Annotated in this window: 25 protein-coding genes; 20 read left to right on the forward strand and 5 right to left on the reverse strand. The window is 43.1% G+C overall.

Features of this window, described 5'->3' with window-relative positions:
- The first annotated feature begins 28 nt into the window (after positions 1-28).
- The 6 genes from GC093_RS11310 to GC093_RS11335 all read left to right on the forward strand — a co-directional run bounded on the left by GC093_RS11310 (position 29) and on the right by GC093_RS11335 (position 5,749).
- Complete coding sequence (locus GC093_RS11310) at positions 29-700, forward strand: TadE/TadG family type IV pilus assembly protein (RefSeq protein ID WP_171651986.1); 672 nt, start codon at positions 29-31, stop codon at positions 698-700.
- Positions 700-1,215: an A24 family peptidase gene (locus tag GC093_RS11315; protein ID WP_171651987.1), complete on the forward strand. Its 516-nt coding sequence runs from the start codon at positions 700-702 to the stop codon at positions 1,213-1,215. Before GC093_RS11310 ends, GC093_RS11315 begins: the two co-directional genes overlap by 1 nt.
- Positions 1,216-1,233: 18 nt before the next feature.
- Positions 1,234-2,916 (forward strand): DUF6382 and FHA domain-containing protein, encoded by a 1,683-nt coding sequence (locus GC093_RS11320; RefSeq protein ID WP_171651988.1) that lies wholly within the window; start codon positions 1,234-1,236, stop codon positions 2,914-2,916.
- Between the two features lie 2 nt (positions 2,917-2,918).
- Positions 2,919-3,791: a PP2C family protein-serine/threonine phosphatase gene (locus GC093_RS11325; protein WP_171651989.1), complete on the forward strand. Its 873-nt coding sequence runs from the start codon at positions 2,919-2,921 to the stop codon at positions 3,789-3,791.
- An 81-nt stretch (positions 3,792-3,872) separates the two neighbouring features.
- Entirely contained in the window at positions 3,873-5,435 is a 1,563-nt protein-coding gene (locus GC093_RS11330) for an ABC-F family ATP-binding cassette domain-containing protein (RefSeq protein ID WP_171651990.1), read from the forward strand.
- Positions 5,436-5,458: 23 nt separating this feature from the next.
- A complete protein-coding gene (locus tag GC093_RS11335) occupies positions 5,459-5,749 on the forward strand; it encodes a Dabb family protein (protein WP_171651991.1) in 291 nt (96 codons plus the stop codon).
- 37 nt (positions 5,750-5,786) lie between these two features.
- Here the strand turns inward: GC093_RS11335 and GC093_RS11340 are convergent, their stop codons facing one another.
- Both GC093_RS11340 and GC093_RS11345 read right to left on the reverse strand, forming a co-directional pair.
- The gene (locus GC093_RS11340) at positions 5,787-6,218 is read right to left on the reverse strand and encodes a DUF2269 family protein (RefSeq protein WP_171651992.1); all 432 of its coding nucleotides are present in this window, start codon (positions 6,216-6,218) and stop codon (positions 5,787-5,789) included.
- A gap of 111 nt (positions 6,219-6,329) precedes the next feature.
- Complete coding sequence (locus GC093_RS11345) at positions 6,330-6,659, reverse strand: ASCH domain-containing protein (RefSeq protein WP_171651993.1); 330 nt, start codon at positions 6,657-6,659, stop codon at positions 6,330-6,332.
- A 160-nt stretch (positions 6,660-6,819) separates the two neighbouring features.
- Here GC093_RS11345 and GC093_RS11350 point away from each other — a divergent pair, with 160 nt between their 5' ends.
- The 3 genes from GC093_RS11350 to GC093_RS11360 all read left to right on the forward strand — a co-directional run bounded on the left by GC093_RS11350 (position 6,820) and on the right by GC093_RS11360 (position 11,739).
- Entirely contained in the window at positions 6,820-7,887 is a 1,068-nt protein-coding gene (locus GC093_RS11350) for a M42 family metallopeptidase (protein ID WP_171651994.1), read from the forward strand.
- Between the two features lie 3 nt (positions 7,888-7,890).
- Positions 7,891-9,834, forward strand: a complete 1,944-nt coding sequence (locus tag GC093_RS11355) for an ABC-F family ATP-binding cassette domain-containing protein (protein ID WP_171651995.1) — start codon at positions 7,891-7,893, stop codon at positions 9,832-9,834.
- Positions 9,835-10,125: 291 nt separating this feature from the next.
- Positions 10,126-11,739 carry an ABC-F family ATP-binding cassette domain-containing protein gene (locus GC093_RS11360; protein WP_171651996.1) on the forward strand — a complete coding sequence of 538 codons (1,614 nt, stop codon included), beginning with the start codon at positions 10,126-10,128 and terminating at the stop codon, positions 11,737-11,739.
- A 152-nt stretch (positions 11,740-11,891) separates the two neighbouring features.
- Here GC093_RS11360 and GC093_RS11365 read toward each other — a convergent pair whose 3' ends face one another.
- A complete protein-coding gene (locus GC093_RS11365; protein ID WP_171651997.1) occupies positions 11,892-12,104 on the reverse strand; it encodes a hypothetical protein in 213 nt (70 codons plus the stop codon).
- A gap of 103 nt (positions 12,105-12,207) precedes the next feature.
- On the opposite strand from GC093_RS11365, the gene GC093_RS11370 reads away from it, so the two are divergent.
- From GC093_RS11370 to GC093_RS11410, 9 genes are all read left to right on the forward strand, one after another.
- On the forward strand, positions 12,208-12,732 hold the full coding sequence (locus tag GC093_RS11370; RefSeq protein ID WP_171651998.1) for a hypothetical protein: 525 nt from the start codon (positions 12,208-12,210) through the stop codon (positions 12,730-12,732).
- A gap of 83 nt (positions 12,733-12,815) precedes the next feature.
- Positions 12,816-13,130 (forward strand): thioredoxin family protein, encoded by a 315-nt coding sequence (locus tag GC093_RS11375; protein ID WP_171651999.1) that lies wholly within the window; start codon positions 12,816-12,818, stop codon positions 13,128-13,130.
- A gap of 101 nt (positions 13,131-13,231) precedes the next feature.
- Complete coding sequence (kapB, locus tag GC093_RS11380) at positions 13,232-13,615, forward strand: kinase-associated lipoprotein KapB (protein ID WP_171652000.1); 384 nt, start codon at positions 13,232-13,234, stop codon at positions 13,613-13,615.
- Positions 13,616-13,705: 90 nt separating this feature from the next.
- Positions 13,706-15,076: an ATP-binding protein gene (locus tag GC093_RS11385; RefSeq protein ID WP_171652001.1), complete on the forward strand. Its 1,371-nt coding sequence runs from the start codon at positions 13,706-13,708 to the stop codon at positions 15,074-15,076.
- Complete coding sequence (locus tag GC093_RS11390; RefSeq protein WP_171652002.1) at positions 15,073-15,726, forward strand: response regulator transcription factor; 654 nt, start codon at positions 15,073-15,075, stop codon at positions 15,724-15,726. Before GC093_RS11385 ends, GC093_RS11390 begins: the two co-directional genes overlap by 4 nt.
- A gap of 117 nt (positions 15,727-15,843) precedes the next feature.
- Positions 15,844-16,920, forward strand: coding sequence for a Gfo/Idh/MocA family protein (locus GC093_RS11395; protein WP_171652003.1), 1,077 nt, complete (start codon positions 15,844-15,846; stop codon positions 16,918-16,920).
- 7 nt (positions 16,921-16,927) lie between these two features.
- Entirely contained in the window at positions 16,928-17,590 is a 663-nt protein-coding gene (locus GC093_RS11400) for a trimeric intracellular cation channel family protein (RefSeq protein WP_171652004.1), read from the forward strand.
- Positions 17,591-17,626: 36 nt separating this feature from the next.
- The gene (locus tag GC093_RS11405) at positions 17,627-18,121 is read left to right on the forward strand and encodes a hypothetical protein (protein ID WP_171652005.1); all 495 of its coding nucleotides are present in this window, start codon (positions 17,627-17,629) and stop codon (positions 18,119-18,121) included.
- Positions 18,122-18,424: 303 nt separating this feature from the next.
- Positions 18,425-19,159: a YhcN/YlaJ family sporulation lipoprotein gene (locus tag GC093_RS11410; protein WP_216624595.1), complete on the forward strand. Its 735-nt coding sequence runs from the start codon at positions 18,425-18,427 to the stop codon at positions 19,157-19,159.
- 179 nt (positions 19,160-19,338) lie between these two features.
- On the opposite strand, the gene GC093_RS11415 is transcribed toward GC093_RS11410, so the two are convergent.
- Complete coding sequence (locus GC093_RS11415) at positions 19,339-20,025, reverse strand: response regulator transcription factor (RefSeq protein ID WP_171652006.1); 687 nt, start codon at positions 20,023-20,025, stop codon at positions 19,339-19,341.
- A gap of 217 nt (positions 20,026-20,242) precedes the next feature.
- Between GC093_RS11415 and GC093_RS11420 the strand changes: the two genes are divergently transcribed.
- Positions 20,243-20,431, forward strand: a complete 189-nt coding sequence (locus GC093_RS11420; RefSeq protein WP_171652007.1) for an aspartyl-phosphate phosphatase Spo0E family protein — start codon at positions 20,243-20,245, stop codon at positions 20,429-20,431.
- A gap of 176 nt (positions 20,432-20,607) precedes the next feature.
- Here GC093_RS11420 and GC093_RS11425 read toward each other — a convergent pair whose 3' ends face one another.
- A complete protein-coding gene (locus tag GC093_RS11425; protein WP_171652008.1) occupies positions 20,608-20,943 on the reverse strand; it encodes a winged helix-turn-helix transcriptional regulator in 336 nt (111 codons plus the stop codon).
- Between the two features lie 313 nt (positions 20,944-21,256).
- Between GC093_RS11425 and purT the strand changes: the two genes are divergently transcribed.
- Positions 21,257-22,429 (forward strand): formate-dependent phosphoribosylglycinamide formyltransferase, encoded by a 1,173-nt coding sequence (gene purT / locus GC093_RS11430; RefSeq protein WP_171652009.1) that lies wholly within the window; start codon positions 21,257-21,259, stop codon positions 22,427-22,429.
- The last annotated feature ends 59 nt before the right edge of the window (positions 22,430-22,488 follow it).

Raw genomic sequence — 22,488 nt, forward strand, 5'->3', positions numbered from 1 at the left:
CGAAAGCGAAACTTTTAGGAGGTGGGAAATGAGGCTTATCCGAAATCAGGAGGGCGGAATCGTACTGGAGGCTGCCCTAGTGTTACCTTTGTTTTTATCTTTTGTTCTTATGCTTATAGCCTTTATCCAGATATCGTTGACTGAAATGGCATTACAGTCGGCTGTGTCGGAGACGACTAAGGTTTTGGCAGTCAATATGTATCCGGTTGATTTGCTGTATGCTGATGCCAAAAGCAAATGGAATCAAAGCTCCGCAAGTGGTTGGATCGATCAAGCTTTGGGGAAAATTCAATCGGTGAAACAAACTGCGGTTGATACAGAGCAATTTGTCGATGAGTACGAAAGATGGATTCCAGAACCGGTGATGATACTGATGAGTTGGGAGAAAACGCAAAGGGAGCATCTTGAAGAGCTTGCACAAGCGGGTACAGATGAAACTAAACAGAAAATAGAGGCCATCTATAAACCCTTATTGAACAATGCTTTTGTTCCTATTGTTGCGCTGTACGCTAATCCTACACGGCTAAAGAAGGAAAGACTCAAGGTCATTAATCTTACATTGCCTGACTTTAGCAATAAAGAAAATGTATTTATTGGGATCGAAGCAGAGTATGAGCTATTGCTGAATGTCCCCTTTTTCAGAAAGAAGATTTTTATTCGTAAAAAGGCTTTTGAGCGTGCATGGGTAGGGGGAGGCTGATGATAGCTGCTGTATTGAGTGGAGGGCTGATTGTAATTGCTTTTGCAACGGACATTATTAAACAAAAAATTCCAAATCGTATAACTGCTGCAGGGTTAATAATAGGAATTTTGCTGCATATAGCGGCTGAAGGTTATTCAGGAGCAAGTTTTGCGTTGATGGGAGCGGTATTAGGATTTATCCCTCTATGGCTATTGTATTGGATACATGCGGTAGGAGCGGGTGACGTTAAGCTATTTGCCGCACTTGGAGCATTAACAGGCGCGGAATTTGTACTGCAGAGTATTATGTACTCGATTGTATATGCCGCTTGCATCAGTTGTCTGATACTACTGTGGAGATGGGAATGGAAGAGTAGGGGTATTTTAATTGCTAGAATGCTGCTGCTTTTCTTTATTTGGAAAGATACGAAACAATTGAAGGACTTCGGAAAATCAGCACAAAATCTACGTTTTCCTTTTATGTGGGCAGTGCTCCCTGCGGCTGCTACCGCCGCTTACCTACAAATTTCATAATGTAAGGAGGTGTAAACGATGAATTCTCAACTGTATGGTTTGAAAGTGGACTTTGTTACACGTAATGGACATTTTATGGTGTTATCTTCACATGAAGGAATACGCAGGGATGAACTATCCGAGTTCCAGGTTAACATGCTGCAGGTCAACAAAATTCCCCAACTGCTTGAATTGCAAATAGAGGAAATCAATCAGCATATCAAGCTTTATTACAACATTACAGGCAAAAGAATGCTGACACATTGGCTGAGGCTTGAAAGCTTAAATTTCAAACAGTTTTTTACCTTACTATATCGGATTGTTGATACTGTTGCTTCGAGCAACATTTACATGCTGCAGGAGGGAAGGTATGTATTAAAGGAGGATTATATTTACTGCAGCGATGATTGGAATGAACTGTTTCTTACTTATATTCCCAAAGAATTGTTAATTGAAAAAAACGCCGTATCTGCGGATTTACAGCATTTGGCCTCAAGATTGATCCATAAAGTTTCTGAGTTGTCCGGTAACGGATATCAAGAGTTGATGAATTATTTGATGGATGAATCCTTTAATTTGCCTGTGTTAAAGCAATTACTCCAAAAACATATGAATCAGCATTATAGTAGTTCTAATAACAATGTATTAGAGAATGGAGTGACTGCCAAGCGGTTGGAATCTTCATTACAAGCACCCGAAAAAGAAAAAAAGCAGATGACTATGGAGCAATCTGTTAGTTATGTTGGAAATTATGCAAATAGTCCTGCTCCTACCGAGCAGGAGAAGGATGCCCAAGCAAAGTTATCTGCACCGCCTAGTGGAGCCACCGTAGAAGCGAAGCACTCAAGTGCTCCATCTTCAACTTTTTTATCGGATAAAGGAGAAGAAGTATTGCCGCAGGCAGAACCTCGAAGAAAACTTTTTATCCCAGTTATGCTGGTTGGCTTTCTTGGTCTATGCCTAATATGGAAGCTGTATTTGGATCATTCGGGCGAAGCATGGTTAATGATATGTTCCGGCTTATCGTTGTTTGCTGTTGACACAGTTTATTGGATTTTGTGGGTGCGGAAGCCGTCATTGAAGGACGATGAAGATATAGAATTAGATTTCTGGAAATCTGGACGGGTTCAGGATAATGAAGAGGAACAATGGGGAAATACCGCGGATGGAGGCAGTTTGGTACCTTTTTTTGTGCCAACGCGAGAACCGACTACAAATCCAAGCTTTCCCCCAGTAGATGCATTTTTCCCTCCCGTATCAAGACTGGAATCAAAATTAGTTGCCAGTAAGCCAACAGAGAGTTCGGCTCCGATATCAAGTACATATTACAGAAGTCTTGAACAGCGAACAACGTTTCTGGCGCCTTCTGGTGCAACTGTACTTTTAAAACATAAAACACATGAGCAAAAATCTCAAGGTTTAGCTCCTTATTTGGAATGGATTAGTGAAGGGGTTCCTAGGAAAGCTTTAATCAACAAATCAGCTTTTGTAATTGGTAGACCTGGAGGTCAGGTAGACCTTGAACAAGATGAAGAAGGTATTTCACGACTTCATGCGGAAATTGTTCGCGAGAATGAAGGGTTCTGGGTGAAGGATCTTGGTTCACGGAATGGAACCTGTTTAAATGGAGAAATTTTGGTGCCGTACCGGATGTATTCTTTGCAAGAAGGTGATATAGTAAAAATAATAAATTCAGATTATACGTTTAAAATGGGGTTGTAGGGTTGAAAACAACATTTGCCATTAACTGGCAGTATGGAGTCGCTACCCATTCAGGTTGGTTTCGGATGGTCAATGAGGACCGCTCATTGTTACGCATCGGCTCCACTGATAAAGGGGAACCGTATGCTGTAGCCGTTATTGCTGACGGTATGGGTGGTAGCGGTGATGGAGGCCAAGCCAGCGAGACAGCGCTCGAGACGGTTAAGCAATGGTTGGACGAGCAGCTTCCTGCTTTGCTTCGTTCAAAAAATATTTGGTTAGCTCTTGCTCCTTCCACGGATCGTTTATTTCATGATATAAATAATCAGCTTATCGAATTGGGTAAGCTCTTCGGAAGTCGGATAGGGACTACTCTGACCTTCGTTTTCTTGTTTAGTGAGACCTACTTTATTTGTCATATAGGTGATTGTCGAATTTACAAGATAAGTCGTAAGAACAGGATCTCACAGATAACAAAAGATCAGTCATGGGCTGCTGAACAAGTTCGTAAAGGCAGACTGACTCGACTGCAAGCGCTCAAGCATCCGAAACGTCATGTGCTACTGCAATGCCTTGGCATGCAAAAGGAACTGAAGCTTATCAAACGAACCGGCTTCTATACAAAGCACAACACATTTCTTCTTTGCAGCGATGGCTTTTACAATCGTGTGTCTGATATGAGCATTGAGCGTTTATTACGTGAAGGCGAGCAAATGCAACCCGATTTGCAAAATATTTGCGATTTGCTGATCGACAAAGCGTTGGACAAGCGGTCAAATGATAATATAAGCATACTTTTGCTTCGTTCGGCAGCATCGACACTTACGCCATGGAAGCGATTGTATCATCGATGTAAAAATTTTAACATTCTATTCCCTGTCGAATGGAGAAAGTGATATAATAAAATGTCTTGTTATTATTTCAATTTCTACGAAAAATACATTTATTTACAATAGACAGGAGATAATCGAAAAGCAATGAGTTTGTTGACAGTAGAAGATTTAAGTCATACGTTTGGTGACAGAGTTTTGTTTAAGCAGGTTTCTTTTCGATTGCTTGCTGGTGAGCATGTTGGTTTAGTAGGTGCTAATGGTGTTGGGAAATCCACGCTAATGAATATTTTGACAGGTCAATTGTTAAAGGACGAAGGCAAGGTGGAATGGACTCCTAGGGTTCAATACAGCTATTTGGATCAACATACCAAGCTGACTCCCGGAAAAACCATTCGTGATGTTTTAAATGATGCTTTTCTTCCGCTTTTTGAACAAGAAGCAGAGATGATGCGCATAACCGAGCAAATGGGGGATGCAGATTCAGAGAAGCTGGAGAAGCTTCTAGAGCAAATGGGCGAAATTCAGGATCGATTGGAGAACAGCGGATTTTACCTGCTTGATGTTAAAATAGAAGAGATGGCTAATGGACTTGGGTTGGATGCTATCGGCTTGGACCGAGATGTAGCACAGCTAAGCGGTGGTCAGAGGACCAAGGTTCTCTTGGCGAAGCTGCTGCTGGAACAACCTACTGCACTGCTCCTGGATGAGCCGACCAACTATTTGGATGTTGAGCATATCGATTGGTTGACTAACTATTTGCAAAATTATCCGTATGCTTTCATCTTGATTTCCCATGATACTGAGTTCATGAACAAGGTGGTAAGCATTGTTTATCATTTGGAGTTTACTAAGCTAACTCGTTATACAGCTAACTACGAGAAATTTCTGCAAATGGCAGATATGAACAAACAGCAGCACATTGATGCGTATGAAAAACAGCAAGAATATATTAAAAAGCAAGAGGATTTTATCCAGAAGAACAAAGCTAGAGCTTCCACCTCAGGCCGCGCAAAAAGCCGTGAGAAGCAGTTGGATAAAGTAGACAGGATAGACCGTCCTGAATCTGCTGTTAAACCTACGTTCCAATTTAAAGAAGCTCGCGCAAGCGGCAAAACGGTTTTTGAGGGCCAGGATTTGGTGATCGGGTACAATTCTCCGCTGCTGCCCAAGATGAACATGACGATTGAACGCGGGGATAAAATCGCTGTTGTCGGCTGTAATGGTGTAGGTAAATCCACCCTGCTGAAGACAATCATGGGTAAGATACCCGCATTTGGCGGTAAAACGTATTTAGGAGATTATTTATTCCCCGCCTACTTTGAGCAGGAAGTAAAAGCTGCAAATTTGACACCAATCGATGATGTCTGGAATGAATTTTCAAGCATGAATCAGCATGAGGTAAGAGCCGCTTTGGCCCGTTGCGGACTGAAGAATGAGCATATCACACGTCAGATGAGCATGCTGAGCGGTGGGGAGCAGGCTAAGGTGCGTCTTTGTAAGCTTTTGATGCTGGAGAGCAACTGGATTCTGTTTGACGAGCCGACGAACCATCTGGATGTCGTTGCTAAGGAAGAGCTTAAGCGTGCATTGAAAGAGTTCAAAGGAACGATTCTTCTCGTATGCCATGAGCCTGACTTTTATGAAGATTGGGTTACTAAAGTATGGGATGTTGAAGAATGGTCTAACCAAGCTGTTACAAACACTTAACATAAGAGAGGACGATTATTTAAATGATAACTCATATCGTATTTTTTAAACTGAAAGACCGCAGCCCGGAAGCCGTTAAAGCGACAGCTCAAGTGCTGACCAATATGGAAGGCAAAATTCCTGTTTTAAAATATATTGAAGTAGGTCTTGATGTGCTTCATTTGGAACGTTCTTATGATATTGCACTGATTACAAAATTCGAATCGCTTGAGGACCTTCAAGCTTATGACGTACATCCACTTCACCTGGGCGTAAAAGAACACATGAAACAAGTGCTTGACGGTACTAGCGTTTGCGTTGACTTTCAATCTTAATATTAGACAAAAAAAACCGGCTCCTGTGAATGCACATTCACCAAAGAGCCGGTTTCATCATCATCATCCATAACATAATTAACAGAATGGACATGTAGTAATATAAAGAGCGTGACAGTTTGTTTACCAATGCTTTTCGGTCATGCTCGGGTTGTCTAAGTCGACGGATCGTGGGCGAAAAGGCGCGGGCCATAAAAAATAATGAAGCAATCAGTACAATGAACGTTCCCGCAATCCAAGGTGTAGTCCATGGCCATCCACCAAGCCAAAGCAGCAGAAGTCCTGAGAATACGAGGACGTGACCTGAATGTTTAGATAAGCGGACAACGAAATGAAATGAATCCAAGTAGGAATGCAGCAGAGCTCCTTCCGCGGTACGAAGCTTGGAAAGCATAGGGATAAGTACAATAAAAGGTCCGATAGAAACTAATGAGCTTACTGCGTGGATAAAGACAAGCCAGGGATACAAATTTAAAGCCTCCAAACTTGAAAAGGTTAATAAAACAGTGTAGCATTCATTTTATTGAAGACTACACTGTTTTTGTTTCGTTGAATAGAAGGTATAAGGTTTATACCTTAATTATACTGCGCGGAATTCGTGTACCCAGACCTTCATGTGCGGAAGCCAAGGCATACCGGCATGCATGGATAAAATGTGATTTTTATAGCTCTCCACATTATCGAAGCCTTCAGTTTGAACAGCCTCGTCTGTCAGTTCACCAAGCGATTGCTGGTAGACCTTATGTACTTCGAACTTTTGGCCTTTTAATTCCATGATTTCACCGATATCGGCATAACGGCCGTTTCGACGAGTGGCTGTTTTTTCGCCGCGGATTACTTTTTCTACATCATCTTCCTTAGTAACTAAACGCTCAATTGTACAGGTTTTTGGTGGTAAGTTTTCAGACATTGGGCAATAAACCTCCTTCATTTTGTCATTTGTAAGCTTACATGAAAAAATTGTCGGAAGCAAATACTTATAGGTTTTCCGAGGTAGCTATTTCGAAGCCTCCATTGGATTTCCTCCGGAAGACTAACTTTGAACGCATATACTAAAGAGGGGGATTCCATTGAAATCCAAGATTAATCAAGCTTATGTGCACCGTATTCTGGAACAATTACTGCAAACTCCGAGTCCGAGCGGTTATTGCCATAATATTATGAAGTTAGTTGCTTCAGAAGCTGAGAAACTAGGTTATTCCTTAAGCTATACTAAAAAAGGCTGTGGAATAATCAGCGTGCCGGGTAAGCAGAAGGAGCGCGTAATCGGATTGTCAGGCCATGTCGATACTTTGGGGGCCATGGTCCGCTCAATCAAATCCAATGGTACCCTTCGGTTTACTTCGGTAGGCGGGTATATGATGGGTGCTGTTGAGAATGAGTACTGCAAGGTACATACTAGGGATGGACGCAGCTATGACGGTACTATATTGACTACGAAGCCTTCCGTACATGTATACAGTGACGCAAGGGAACTGAAGCGGGAAGAAGCTGTAATGGAGATTAGACTGGATGAGGCTGTTAAGACGGTCGAGGATGTTAAGCAGTTAGGTATCGAGGTTGGCGATTTTATCTCATTCGACCCACGAGCAGAATTTAAGCGAAATGGTTATATTAAATCGCGTCATTTGGATGATAAAGCCGGTGTTGCGGCATTATTTGGTTTATTAGAGCTGTTGAAGCGTGAAAGCATTACTCCAGCCTTTACACTTCAATTGTTAATAAGTACCTACGAAGAGGTGGGGCATGGTGCGGCTTTCCTCCCACCGGAAATAGATGAGTTAATTGCTGTTGATATGGGGGCAATGGGAGATGATCTGTCTTGCACGGAATTTGATGTTTCCATTTGTGCGAAAGATTCCTCAGGACCCTATGATTATCAAATGACCAGTAAGCTGGTGGAGTTGGCCAAAAGGGAGCAGTTGTCTTATGCTGTAGATATCTATCCACAATATGGCTCAGATGCATCCGCTGCTTTACGTGGAGGAAGCAACATTAGAGCAGCATTGGTTGGACCAGGAGTGCACGCTTCTCACAGTATGGAGCGTACACATAGCGAAGCGATATGGAACACCATTGCTCTGCTGGCGGCTTATGTAATGGAGCCTTGTTTGACTAACGAATCAAAGGGGATGTAATCATTGAGTTTAGTAGCGATAGAGCATTTTAACAAAAGCTATGGAGAGAAAATACTGTTCGACGATATCTCATTTCATATTAACGAAAGGCAACGAATAGGTCTTGTTGGGGTAAATGGAACAGGCAAGTCATCACTGCTTAAGGCAATTGCGAAATTAGAAAGTGTAGATTCGGGCAAGCTGGTGCATGCCAATCATTTCCGAGTTGAATATCTTCCACAAAATCCTGAATTTGATTCCAGCTCTACCGTTCTGGAGCAGGTGTTCTATGGAGATACACCGCTGATGCAAACATTACGGGATTATGAAGTGGCGTTAACAGCGCTGCAAGAAGCGCCTGAGGACGAAAAGCGGCAATCGCGTTTATTTGCGGTACAGCAGAGGATGGATACACTCAATGCTTGGGAAGCTAGCACAACAGCAAAAACAGTACTGACAAAGCTCGGCATTCAGGACTTCACACAAAAAGTTGGTGTGCTGTCTGGAGGTCAGCGTAAACGTGTAGCCATGGCAAGAGTTCTGATTCAACCTGCTGATCTGCTTATTCTGGATGAGCCAACTAACCATATTGACCATACAACAGTGGAGTGGCTGGAGGAGTTCCTGTCGAAGTGGAAGGGAGCTCTCCTCATCGTGACGCATGATCGTTATTTCCTGGACCGCGTTACTAATAGAATACTTGAGTTGGATCACGGAAAGTTATATAGCTATGAAGGTAATTATGCGATTTTTTTGGAGAAAAAAGCCGAACGCATGGAGCGCGAAGCATCTGAAGAGGACAAGCGTCAGAACTTGCTTCGTCGTGAGCTTGCATGGCTCCGCCGCGGGGCCAAAGCAAGGTCGACTAAACAAAAGGCGCGTATTGACCGGACAGTTGAACTGCGGGATCGCAAGGTCAATGGACCGTCTGAGCAGCTGGATATGGCGCTTGGAGCAAGCCGACTTGGTAAAAAGGTAATGGAGCTGGAGCATGTTTCGAAAGCTTTTGAGGGAAGAAATATGGTTATAGATTTCAGTTATATTGTAATGCCGGATGACCGAATTGGTATCATCGGGCCTAACGGCAGTGGCAAATCCACATTTTTGAACATGCTGGCGGGTCGACTTCAACCGGATGCAGGTACAATAGATACTGGCACAACCGTAAAGCTCGCTTACTACACTCAGGAGAATGTAGAAATGAATGAGAAGCAGCGGGTTATTGAGTACATTAAGGAAGTCGCTGAGGTGATCCGTACGGCTAATGGTGAATCCATCACAGCAGGGCAAATGCTGGAGCGCTTTCTGTTCTCACCTTCGCTGCAATGGACGCCTATTGGTAGGCTGTCAGGTGGAGAGCGTCGTAGATTATATTTGCTGCGGACTCTGATGGGGGAGCCGAATGTTCTGCTGCTCGATGAGCCTACCAATGATTTGGATATTCAGACTTTGACCATTTTAGAGGAATATTTGGATGATTTCCCGGGTGCTGTAATCACAGTTTCGCATGATAGATACTTTTTGGATCGGACTTCTGATCATCTGTTTGCATTTGAGAATGGCAGCATAAGGCGTTTTCAGGGTAATTATTCTGAATATTTGGAGACGGTCCGTTCTGAGGAGCAGACTGAGGCAATCGATCGTAAGCAGCAAGCTTCTGCAGCACAGTCTAAGGATAACGCTGTAACATCCTCAGCACCGATTGATTCAAGTCGCAAGGAAAATACGCGTCCTCGCAAGCTTTCCTTCAAGGAACAAAAGGAATGGGATGAGATTGAAAGCAAGATGGCAACAATCGAGAATCGGTTGGCAGAGGTAAAGCAAGGAATAGAGCGAGCAGGCAGCGATTACGGAAAAGTGCAGGAGCTGTTCGCAGAAGAGCAGCTGCTGACTGGACAGTTGGAGCAGACTATGGACCGTTGGGCTGAATTGTCGGAGCTAGTTGAGCAAATAGAGGCCAATAAATAAGAAAAGCTTCTATTTGCAGCTCTTTCAATGTAAGTACATTAGGGTCTTAGAATAGCTTTTCTTGCAACGTCAGAATGGTTCAGCGCTCCGCTGAAAACGGTTATAAATTCTGATAAATTATAAGAAATTGCTCTTAAACGGTGATTCTGCTGCAGTAAATCTTGTATTTTACTTAAAAACATTCAAAATTTTGCATTTCCATTGGGAATAGACAGGCTTCTTATGCTATAATTTATGTTTGGAAGCAATTAATGCGTCAAAGCAATAATTTAAGAGAGTAGGGAATAATTAATGATTACAGTTTCAAATGTAACTTTACGATACGGCAAAAGAGCGCTATTTGAGGATGTTAATATCAAATTCACTCCAGGAAATTGCTACGGTTTAATCGGAGCCAATGGGGCCGGTAAATCGACTTTCATTAAAATTTTATCCGGTGAAATGGAAGCCAATAAAGGGGAAGTCAGCATCACCCCAGGTGAACGGATGGCAGTTTTAAAACAAAATCATTTCGAATATGATGAAGTAGAAGTATTGCGAACTGTAATGATGGGCCATTCGCGTCTATTTGAAATAATGGAAGAAAAGAACGCTTTATATGCCAAAGAGGATTTTTCTGAAGAAGATGGTATGCGTGCTGCTGATTTAGAGGGCGAATTTCAGGATTTGGATGGCTGGCAAGCGGAGTCGGATGCCGCTGAGCTATTGATCGGACTTGGTATTAACAAGGAAATGCAAGAGCAAAAAATGAAGGAATTAAGCGGTAACGAGAAGGTTCGTGTATTGCTTGCACAAGCCTTGTTCGGAAATCCGAACATTTTGCTGCTGGATGAGCCTACCAACCATTTGGATATTGAATCGATCAATTGGCTGGAAAATTTCCTTGCTCGTTTTGAAGGTACTGTAATTGTAGTATCCCATGACCGCCACTTCTTAAACCAAGTATGTACTCACATTGCCGATATTGATTTTAGCAAAATCCAGCTTTACGTGGGTAACTACGATTTCTGGTATGAGTCCAGTCAATTAGCGCTCAAGCTTACAAGAGAATCCAACAAAAAGACAGACGAGAAACGTAAAGAATTAGAAGCATTTATTCAACGCTTTAGTGCTAATGCTTCCAAATCTAAGCAAGCGACCTCGCGGAAAAAACAGCTGGAAAAGCTTACTTTGGAGGATATCAAGCCGTCTACCCGGAAATATCCGTTTATTAAATTTCAACCTGAACGCGAAGCGGGCAAACAGCTGTTAACTGTCGAGAAGCTGTCCAAATCAATTGATGGAGAGCAAATATTCAACAACATCAGCTTCACGATTAACAAAGGTGATAAAATTGCTTTTGTAGGACCAAATGGGAATACTAAATCTACATTGTTCCAAGTGTTGATGGGTGAAACTCCAGCTGATTCTGGGGAATTCACTTGGGGTGTAACAACCACACAGGCGTATTTCCCGAAGGATAATACTTCTTATTTCAACTCGGATATGAGCCTAGTAGATTGGCTGCGTCAGTATTCGAAGGAGCAGGATGAGTCGTATTTGCGCGGTTTCTTGGGTCGCATGCTCTTCTCTGGTGAAGAAGCACTGAAAAAAGCAAGTGTATTATCAGGGGGCGAAAAGGTTCGCTGCATGCTGTCCAAAATGATGATGAGTGGTGCCAACGTTTTAATTCTTGATGAACCTACCAACCATTTGGATTTGGAATCGATTACGGCTCTTAACAATGGTATGGTTGATTTTGACGGGACGATGCTCTTTGTATCTCATGACCATCAGTTTATCCAAACCGTAGCGAATCGCATCATGGAAATTACGCCGAATGGCCTGATTGACAAAATGATGACGTACGATGAGTACCTGGCAAGTGATGAAATAAAAAAACAACGTGAATTGATGTACACTTAATTGCCTTTAACTATTAAGGATTAACGGCTGCTCCGACCCTTAGGAACGAACGTGAGCGCGTTTCTCAAGGATGAGCTTATACAAGTGAACCTCAGCTTCTATTGAACCAAAGAAAAAAGGATGAGCTTGGGTTACGTAGCTCATCCTTCTTTTTAACTCCCGCCAGTACGGCGGCGCTGATTGTTTGGCTTCTTGTTATTTTGGCTTCTCATTACGGCGCTGTTGCCGCCCCGTTGCTGCGAATTTGCCTTAGCATCAGCTTGTTCTTGCTTCTTTTGGGCAAGCTTGTTCTTAATTGCATCAGCTAAACTGACCTTCTTAGGTTCTTGAGTTTCTACATTCGTTGTTTGGTTCTCATCCGACATGTTGTACACCTTCCTTGCTCTAGATGATATCATTGTACTGATTTGTCCAAGAGGAAGCAAGTTAAATATAGAGTTGACTTTAGAGTGAATTAGGAGAAGCCGAATGTTTGATCCAACTATTTATGATAATTTAAAGGTTGTCTTTGAAGGCGCGATGTATGATATGGATTTAGACGGATCCGTTCAAATTATTCAACGTACGGATCGGGTTGAACTTTCTTCGATGTCTCGATGCTTTGGAATGGAAGCGGTTCGAAGGCAGAAAGGGCTCGTAATTGGCCGTATAATGCTGACTGCGTCACTTGCAGACTTGGCAGCTGAATTGCTGTCACAGCCTGATGAACAACCAGGCTGCGGCCTGGAGCTTACGTTTATATTCCCAATTCGAGAAGTGGAGCCTGATTGTGCATTTGCTGCCAAGCAGATGATTGACATATGGGGAGACAAGGTTAGTGTCGCTCAAAGCATCCATATGGAGTACGGCAAGCAGCCTTTAAAGCTGGAAAATCATCTGACCATTCAATTCTCAAGAAAGCTGGATGAGAGACAGATAGACGATATTCCAAGCTTGTTAGAGCATTTTCTTCTAAGCTTGGAGCGGCTCGATCAACATTTCTTCACCGAATAAAATCGGTTATATCGGAGAAAATGCACTTGATTATTGAGTTAAGGAAATTCAGCAAGTAAAATTAAAAAAAGGAGGGTCAGACCTTGACAGAATGGTCAGAGTCGCAGCTGAAGGAGTGGGCGTTGAAAGGAACTGCAGAGCGTAAGTTCTTCTATTTCTATACCCCGCTTTGCGGTACCTGTAAAATGACAGAACGTATGCTGCAGGTCATTCTGGCCCTTGATCCGCAGCTGCCCATTGTAAAGTGCAATATTAACTTTTGTCCACAGATTTCTAGAGAGTGGCAAATTGAAAGTGTCCCTTGTATTGCGGGTATGGGGGAGGACGGGATCATACGCAAAAGATACCGTATGCAGGCTGTCGATGACTTACACCGTTGGTTTCAAGAATTCGCATAGTCTATGCCTATGCTATGATGCGGCCTTATGCTTACGCAATAACTTAGATAATGCTTACGATGCCAGTTTCTGCTAAGGCAGAAACTCTTAGGAGGAAACCCATGAGCGAACAGTTTGAAATTGGAAGCTTAGTTACAGCGGAATATAAAACAGGTGAGTATGCAGGTGAGGTTGTTGAAGTATCTCCATCCGGAAAAATAGCGGTGAAAATCTTGGCTGTGATTAAGCATCCGACGCAGGGAGATTTGCATAACCCGATGGATCCTAACGTTCCGTTCTTCCATCAGCGCCGTGCATTGGCATTTCAGGAGATTGCTTTAATACCTAGATACTCAATTAAGCCGTTTCATGGTACCGTGCAGGAATATCGTACTTCTTTGGAACGAGCGCTCCATTCAGAGATTCGGCAGCTGAAGCAAACGGTTCATTGGGCTGAGCGCAGCCTACAAGAGCTGGAGCTGCTACAGAAGGATTATTCCATTTAGACGATCAATAAATGACTGGGGCTTCTTAAGCTCAGAAGTATATGTGGTATCAACTTTATTTTTCTTTTGAAACGGATGTGTCGGATAGTTATGCTGTTTGTGCTGATAGGATTATGGACGATCGGGTTGCTGCTGCTGGTGACAGACCCGAGAAGGCCAACCACCCGCTGGATAGCTAGCATTGCCTTTACCGGTGGATCAGGCGGCTTATCGGCTGTGATTCATGATCAGTTAACTCCATACTTGTTCGAACAAGGGTGGTTGACTGAACCAGTTATTCGCATATTGGATAATGCTGAAGTGATTTTCTCACTGACCTGTTATTATGGACTGCCGTATACATTCGTTATGTTTTCAGTCATGTATCACCCGAATGCAGCTTTGTGGCGGTGGAAACGACCGCTAGCTTGGCTGCTTATCCTGCCTGCCGCAGCGTCCTTTGCATTTGATTCTGCGCCGGGAGATCCAATCCCATATCATTATGTTATTTTCTGGACGGCCCCCTACATTGTTTATGGAATCGCTATGCTGCTGCATGGAGCTATTAAGGAGCGAAACACCTTTTTGCGGAAGCTCCGCATGCTGACAATATTGGCGGCCGCTCCGACCTTGTTTTTTGCTTTATTTACAATGTATGTGCTGCCAGCTTTTTTCGGAATCTATGAATGGTGGCGCTACAATGCTGCTGTTATCGGCTTCACATTAGCGGTTATTTTGCTATCAAGCTTTCGTTATGGTTTCATGGGCCTGCAAATCTCAATCCGGAACCAAAAGCTCGACTATACCTTGCGCGCAATTACTTCAGGTACTTCGATTTTAAATCATGCCATAAAAAATGACGTCGGTAAAATTAGATTGTTTAGTGAAAAAATCAAATCAGAAGCGGCACAGCCAGATCCGCAGCAGCTAGTTAAAGATATTGAAGTCATTATGTATGCTTCCCAGCATATTTACGATATGATCTACCGTATTCAGGGTCAGACGCAGGAGGTTGTATTACACCAGGAAGAGCTAAAGCTATCAGTTCTGCTTGACCATTGTTTGATTATGCTGGAGCCCGGCTTCCTCAATATTGAGATTGTCAAAGATTTTCGCTGTGAAGGAGTTACATGGGCGGATCGGGCTCAGCTGATTGAGGTTTTTACTAATGTACTTACGAACGCGGCGGAAGCTATGCCTCAGGGGGGGCTCCTGACAGTAAAGCTTACGGAAACGAAACGCAATCTTGCTGTGGAAATTAAGGATACGGGAACTGGTATGGATAAGAGGCAGCTGAAGCGGATATTTGATCCTTTTTACACAACTAAATCGGGCAAGAAGCTTAATTTCGGGTTAGGATTATCTTATTGCTACAATATCATACAAAAGCATAAAGGCTCGATGGGAGTCGATAGCAAGCCTGGTCTTGGCACCTCAGTATTTATTCATTTTCCTAAAAAGAAAGGCGGGGCTGAAGGATGAACCGGATACGTGTTGTAATTGTGGAGGATGATCTGGATTGGCTTCGAGGATTAATAAGTTATTTGAGTAAAGAAACGGATTTGGATATAGTCGGTCAAGCCTCGTCAGGCCAAGATGCGGTAGAGCTGCTCGAACGTGTGGAAGCGGATGTAGTTTTAATGGATATTATGATGTCTGACAGCCCGGAGGGAATATGGGCCGCTGCAGAAATTGTACAATGTACGGGAGCACGAGTAATTATGCTAACCTCCATGGAAGAAAAAGAGCTCATCTTCGAAGCATTCAAGGTCGGAGCTGTCGATTACATGGTGAAATCCAACTTTACTGAGATCCCACAATCCATCCGCAATGCTTACGCTAACCGCAGCTCCATACACCCAAGTGTAGCAGCCAAAATGCGTGAAGAATTCCGTCGTTTAAAGGATCTTGAGCATGAGGTTCGAGTAAAAGAGCTGCGCAACCTGCTTACGCCAACGGAAATCCAGGTTCTGGATCTAATTGAAAAAGGCCACACTCAAACACAAATCGCCGATAAATTCGTAGTCTCAATTCGCACCATAAAAGTGCATGTCGGCAATATTTTACGTAAGCTCGGTGGAAAGAGCAGTAAAGAAGCGGCTCAAAAAGCGAAGGATATGGGCATTTTATAGCGGTTCATTCGCATTTATGGCGAGATAACCGTTTTTTTGTATTGGCGAGTTTTCGCAGCTTTGTGGTATAGTATTTTCAGTTTATACATAACAGTTAACCTTGGAGGAATTAGTGGGATGCCAGAAAATAAAATAATACAGATTGGCGTTATTGGTGCAGGTAACATTGGAAATGTACATATGAATGAGTTTAAAAAAGTACCTGAAGCTGCCATCGTAGCTGTAACCGATGTATATTTGCCATTAGCAGAGTCTAGGGCCAAAGAGCATGGGATTCCGAAGGTTCATGCATCTTACGAAGAGTTGCTTCAAGACCCCAATCTGGATGCGGTTATCATCGCGGTTCCTAATGAAATGCACGCACCTATAGCCATAAGCGCTTTGGAGGCGGGGAAACATGTTTTATTGGAGAAACCTATGGCGATTAATGCTGCCTCTGCTAAGCAGATTATTAGAGCACACCGCGCATCTGACAAAATACTGATGGTTGCACACCAAATGCGCTGGGAAGCTATTAATCTTCAAGTTAAGGAGCAAATTGACAAGGGTTCATTAGGACAAATTTACAACGTGAAAGCAGGCTGGATGCGTCGTAAAGGGATTCCAGGATGGGGTACTTGGTTTACACAAATGTCTAAATCAGGCGGAGGGCCCTTAATTGATATTGGTGTGCACATGCTTGATCTATCCCTTCATCTGATGGGCAATGCAAGACCGGTTTCTGTTTTTGGCACAACCTATGCAGAGTTTGGTCCAAAGCGTAAAGGCATCGGTACTTGGGGGAAACCTGACTGGAACGGCACTTATGATGTCGAGGATTTGGCGACGGCATTAATTAAGCTGGATAATGGAAGCACCTTGACCTTGGATGTCAGCTGGGCTGCACATACGGATATGTTGGATAATCAACCTTATCTGTATGTTATGGGCTCAGAGGGAGGAGCAACACTGCGTGGTAATAAGGGCAGGCTCTTTACAGAATTGTTTGACCGCACAGCTGAGGTTGAGCTTAGTGTTCCGGATAATGATGAAGGCGCAAGGGTTAGACAAAGCCGCCATTTTGTAGAATGTATCCGAGAAGGAAAGGAACCGATCACATCAGGTCTATCCGGGCTGGCGAACAATTTGGTATTAGAGGCCATTTATGAATCTTCCCGTACAGGCAGTGTAGTTACACTGGATTGGAATATATAAAATTGACATGGAACTGCTTGAATTTAACCTACAATTATTCAGCATTATCGGCACAATAGCCTTTGCAGTCAGCGGTGCGGTTGTGGCGATGGAAGAAGATTATGATATTCTTGGAGTTTTTGTACTTGCACTTGTAACGGCTTTCGGCGGCGGGGTGGTTCGGAACTTGCTCATCGGTGTTCCTGTAACTACATTATGGGAACAAGGGATGTACTTGAAGACTGCGCTCGTCGCTGCGGGGCTAGTGTTTATTGTGCCAGTCAGCTGGATTCGCCGTTGGAAAACGTGGGAATCTCTCTTTGATGCTATAGGACTTGCTGCCTTTTCCATTCAAGGTGCACTTTATGCTGTTAATATGAATCATCCGATTAGTGCAATCATGGTTGCTGCTGTGATGACGGGAATTGGCGGGGGTATTATCCGTGATGTTCTGGCTGGACGGAAGCCTCTTGTGCTTCAAGATGAAATTTATGCGGTTTGGGGAATGTTTGCCGGACTGATGATAGGTCTTGGATGGTTTCAGGGGCCCTATCATCTAATAACCTTATTTACATTGATAGTTGCTTTAAGAATGCTCTCTGTTCTGTTCAAATGGCGTCTGCCGCGCCGTTCCCTAAGGCTGCCAAGCACTAGGGTTATCGGCACGAAAAATGGCGGAAAATCAAAATAAAAGCCGGATAAGGCATGGAGAAAGAGGCTCACGGTTATGGAAATGTCGTTCAAGGAGTTTAAACGAATCCCCTCCGATTGGCTTCAGCAGCGGCTGGAAACAGTCAAGGCGCTTAGCGGCGATGAACTGGAGCTATATGAGGTTGCAAAGGACAAGCTGACTGGAGAGCATTATCTTCATTATGCATACTTGCATAAGCAAGTGTCGGCGATCGGTCCGGAAAGTACAGGGGAAGAGAACTTCCATCATTTATTGCCATTGAATAGTGATGATGTGCTCGGTATTATTTTTAGTGAGCAGTCTTATTTATACCCGGATGCTTGGAATAAAACGTTTTTGCGTAATGGACCTGATGGTGATTATGTGTGGTTCGATCCATCTTACACAGAGGATGAAGCTGAGAATGAAGAGATCGGTCAAAATATAAAAGAGCAATTGCTGCGGTTCAAGCAAGCCGGAGAGCTGTCTCCTGAAGCAGTTCGCAAATTGCTTGAAGAAATAGACCGAACCGGCGAACCGGACAAAGATTAAATTGCGTCGTTACTGGCATCGCACAATTAATAAAGAGTGAGCTTCTATTGAAGCTTGCTCTTTTTTTCAATATTTTTTCAACATCAGTTGGAATCCCAAACCCATACCCATGCCTTCCCAACGCACAAACGTGTAGATTTCCATAAAAAATGACATACCGGAGATCTGCTAGGTATTTCTTAATTCAGGTGAGCGCATATTTTCCTGACTTGGAAACCATCCTAAGAATACATCGATGAGTTGATATAGATCATGCTTACGAAGTAAACTTTCCTGAAAGGAAAGTTCTAGGAGGGGAAACCTTTGAGAATAATTCCATTTCGCTGGACGATATGGAGGTTTGGCATTTTAAGCGGGTTACTGCTAATAACAGCCGCTTGTAGTAATGAGAAGCATAATGCATCCGGAGGTGGTGTGGAGTCCTCAAAGCTACATGCCCAATTTGACCGCGATAGCCGCAATAATGAAAATGACACACTTGGCGTGAAATCGAAGTGGCTGAATGACCAGCAAGGGAAGACAAAAGCTGCCAATCCTGGCTCATTCCAACAGCTCGATATGACGAATAGCCATTTGACTAAAGCATTTCGTTTTTCACCTGAAATGGCTAAACCTTTGGAGAGGAACCAAGGTGTCCAAGCCGTGACTGTAATGCTAACGGAAACGAACGCGTACGTAGCGGTTGTGATGAATGGGCATGATCTTAATGCCGAAAGTCACCCTGATATGATGGCGAATCAAGTGACGTCTAAGGGCGGAATCGGCCTATTCGGAACGGACAAAGGCAATGCGAGAATTAACTGGGGGGATACGGGTGGATTAAGCATGACCATGTCATCTCAAATTAAAAGTCAAGTGTTGGCTATGTCTCCACCCAATATTCAAAGGGTATTCGTGTCTGCGAACCCTAATTTTGTCCAACGTATCCGTTTTTATGAGAAAGAAGAGCTAAGGGGCGTCGATTTATCGGCGTATTTGAACGAATTTAACACAATGGTACAACGCGTATTCCCTAATGATCATAATACAAGAAAATAAGACACAAAAAATCCTGCAAGTGATTATGTGATACCTCACATAATCACTTGCAGGATTTTTTTGATTATATCAGAATTTAATTTCAGCGGAGCTGAACCATTCTGATATTGCAAGAAAAGCTACCGTTATTACAACAATGTCTCTTCATCGAAAGGGCTTCGAATGGAAGCTTTTCATAATTAAAGTTCAAATTTGTAGCCAACGCCCCAAACCGTTTTAATGTGCTTGGGTTCTTTTGGATCGGCCTCTACTTTTTTGCGAAGGTTGGTAATATGTACGTCTACAGAACGCTCGGTCACAAAGGTATCTATACCGCGGATATTGTTCAAGAGCTCTTCTCGTGAAAAAACTTTGCCAGGATGAAGCCAGAAATGACGCATTATCTCAAATTCGGAGAAGGTCGTTTCAACGGCGTGATTTTGTAAATAAATGCAACGCTTTTCCAAGTCTAATTTAATTGTGTGAGCGTATACTTTTTCATTTACTTCGGCAGGAGCCTTCTCCATGGTTGATCTGCGCAGAAGCGCACTAGTTCTAGCCGCAAGCTCCCGCATACTAAACGGTTTGCATAAATAATCATCCGCACCAATTATTAGTGCTTTGACACGTTCAGAAACCTCACTTTTGGCGGAGATCATCATAATGGGAACTGAAGATTCGGTACGAAATTGTCTACACAAATCAATGCCATTCATATCGGGGAGCATAATATCCAAAATTATAACATTCGGTTCTACGGAGTGAAACAACTCGGTGCCTTGTTTTCCATCGGCAGCCCAGTGAACAACATAGTCTTCCTCTGCTAAATATATGGAAATCATATCTGCGATACTTTGATCGTCCTCAATCAGCAATACTTTAGACATGAATTCCCTCCTCTAGTTGTTAGTAAAGTGTTAGAAAACTAAATGACAAACAAATGGCAGCCTGCAACTTTTTTAAAATGATTAATAGATAATAACTATATAAACACATATTAAATAATACTAATTAATGTAACTTAAAATGGAAGATGAGACAAGCCATTAATTGGAAATTCAAGCTGACTCTACTACGAAAAATCAACGCAAGGAGGCAATTACTATGATCACATCTACCCAATTGGAAAGTAGAATTCATTCGTATGTCGGAGAACTTAATAAATTAGTAAATGTCCTAGGTTATGAATTATCAAGCCCCGAGGTTGTGAAAAAGAGCATGGAGCTCGATTTATTAATACTTGAAGCCATGCGTAGCCAAAAGAAGCGTTTTCATCAAAATGAAGCCTCATAAGGTTTTTGCATATATAAATATAGGGACGATTCGATTGGAATCGTCTTTTTGTTGTTGTTAAGGATTATGAACAAAACGAGTCCGGTATCTGTGAAAGGTCCGAAGTGCGTTCAATCATTACTTATGGTTCCGGTTATCAGTAATGCCGAACCCGTCATGTTTATATGTTTCCATTCCTATTCCTTCGCATCTGGGCAGCCCGTATGCATCCAGTTATCGCCCCAATGCTTAACAGCTTCCATAACAGGCTGAAGTGCGCTCCCTTTATTCGACAGCTCGTATTCGATACGCACCGGAGTTTCAGGGTATACATGGCGGAGGATTAGTCCGGCAGCCTCAAGTTCTTTGAAGCGTTCTGCCAACATTCTGTCGCTCATGCCGGGAATCATTTCCGAAATATCTTTGAAGCGTCGCGGCCCATTCAAAAGTGAATGGATGATGAGGCCTGTCCAACGTTTCCCCAAAATCTCGAACGCTGCTTCAAATTTCGGACAAAGTGAATGATCGCCCATAATTATCATCTCCCTCTATATTTATAGTGTATCATAAGTTACTTGATAAAAGTAAGCCTTTAGTTTTAATCTGCACTGTTTATCCATTATTATACATCTAGTGCCATGATTTGGCATACTTTCTCTAAAAAAAAGTAACTCAAACCTAATGATCATTTTTAAAAGGCATAGATGCGAAAATTCAGCAAATAAGCTATAATTTATGGCAATACTTACTATTGAAGCAGCCATAATGACTACACTTTTGATTAAACGCAGCCAATGCTTGCGCTGCCAGCTTTTCAGCGCAAAACCCTTAGGAGGAAAATAATTCATGTATGGTTCACCATTATCAGGCCAAGCCAAGAAAATGATGCTGCTCGGCTCAGGAGAGCTCGGGAAAGAAGTTGTCATCGAAGCCCAAAGACTAGGGGTAGAGACTATTGCAGTGGACCGTTACGCAAATGCGCCGGCTATGCAGGTAGCTCACCGCTCCTATGTGATTAATATGTTGGATGGAGACCAATTGCGTGAGCTGATTAAAAAGGAACAGCCGGATTGGATTGTGCCTGAGATTGAAGCTATTGCGACAGATGTACTCGTGGAGCTGGAGCAGGAGGGCTTCAGGGTTGTACCAACCGCAACTGCAGCCCGTCTAACGATGGACCGAGAAGGAATCCGTCGTTTGGCGTCAGAAACGTTAAAGCTGCCAACGGCTAATTATGCTTTCGCGGACAGCTTGGAGGAGCTTAAGGCTGCTGTTGAGTCTATTGGTACTCCTTGCGTAATTAAACCGATTATGAGTTCTTCTGGTAAAGGACAAAGTGTTTGTCGTACACCGGAGGATGTGGAGACCTCCTGGAATTATGCCATGGAGGGTGGTCGGGCTAAAAAAACACGGGTCATTGTTGAGCAGTTCATTCACTTTGAATCTGAAATTACACTGCTTACCGTTCGTTCCGTTTCCGGTACTGCATTCTGTGCTCCTATTGGTCATGTCCAAAAGGATGGCGACTACATTGAATCCTGGCAGCCGCATAATATGAGCTTGAAGCAAATCGAACAAGCGCAAGCTATTGCCAAAACGATTACCGATGCTCTTGGTGGAGCCGGTATATATGGTGTTGAGCTATTTCTAGGCAAAGATCAAGTGTATTTCAGCGAAGTTTCTCCGCGACCGCATGATACCGGAATGGTAACGATGGTGACTCAGGATTTATCCGAATTTGCGCTTCATGTCAGAGCTATATTAGGTTTTCCGATTCCTACAATCCGCTTGCTGACACCAGGTGCCTCTCATACTCTTAAAGCATGGGATGAACAGCAGCAGTTCCGAATCGAAGGAATAGAACAAGCTCTGGCTCTGCCAAATACACAAGTAAGAGTGTTTGGTAAGCCCGAGACAAAAGTAGGCCGCCGGATGGCTGTTGCCTTAACTTCAGCCGATGACGTGGAAGAGGCTCGCAGGGTAGCGGCGGATGCAGCAGGTTTACTGAAGCTGACATAATGTAAAATTTAGCGAAATAGGCTAAAGATGATATATTTCATGATAAGGAGGGATTCTGA

The organism is Paenibacillus foliorum (genome assembly GCF_013141765.1).
Lineage (GTDB): Bacteria > Bacillota > Bacilli > Paenibacillales > NBRC-103111 > Paenibacillus_S > Paenibacillus_S foliorum.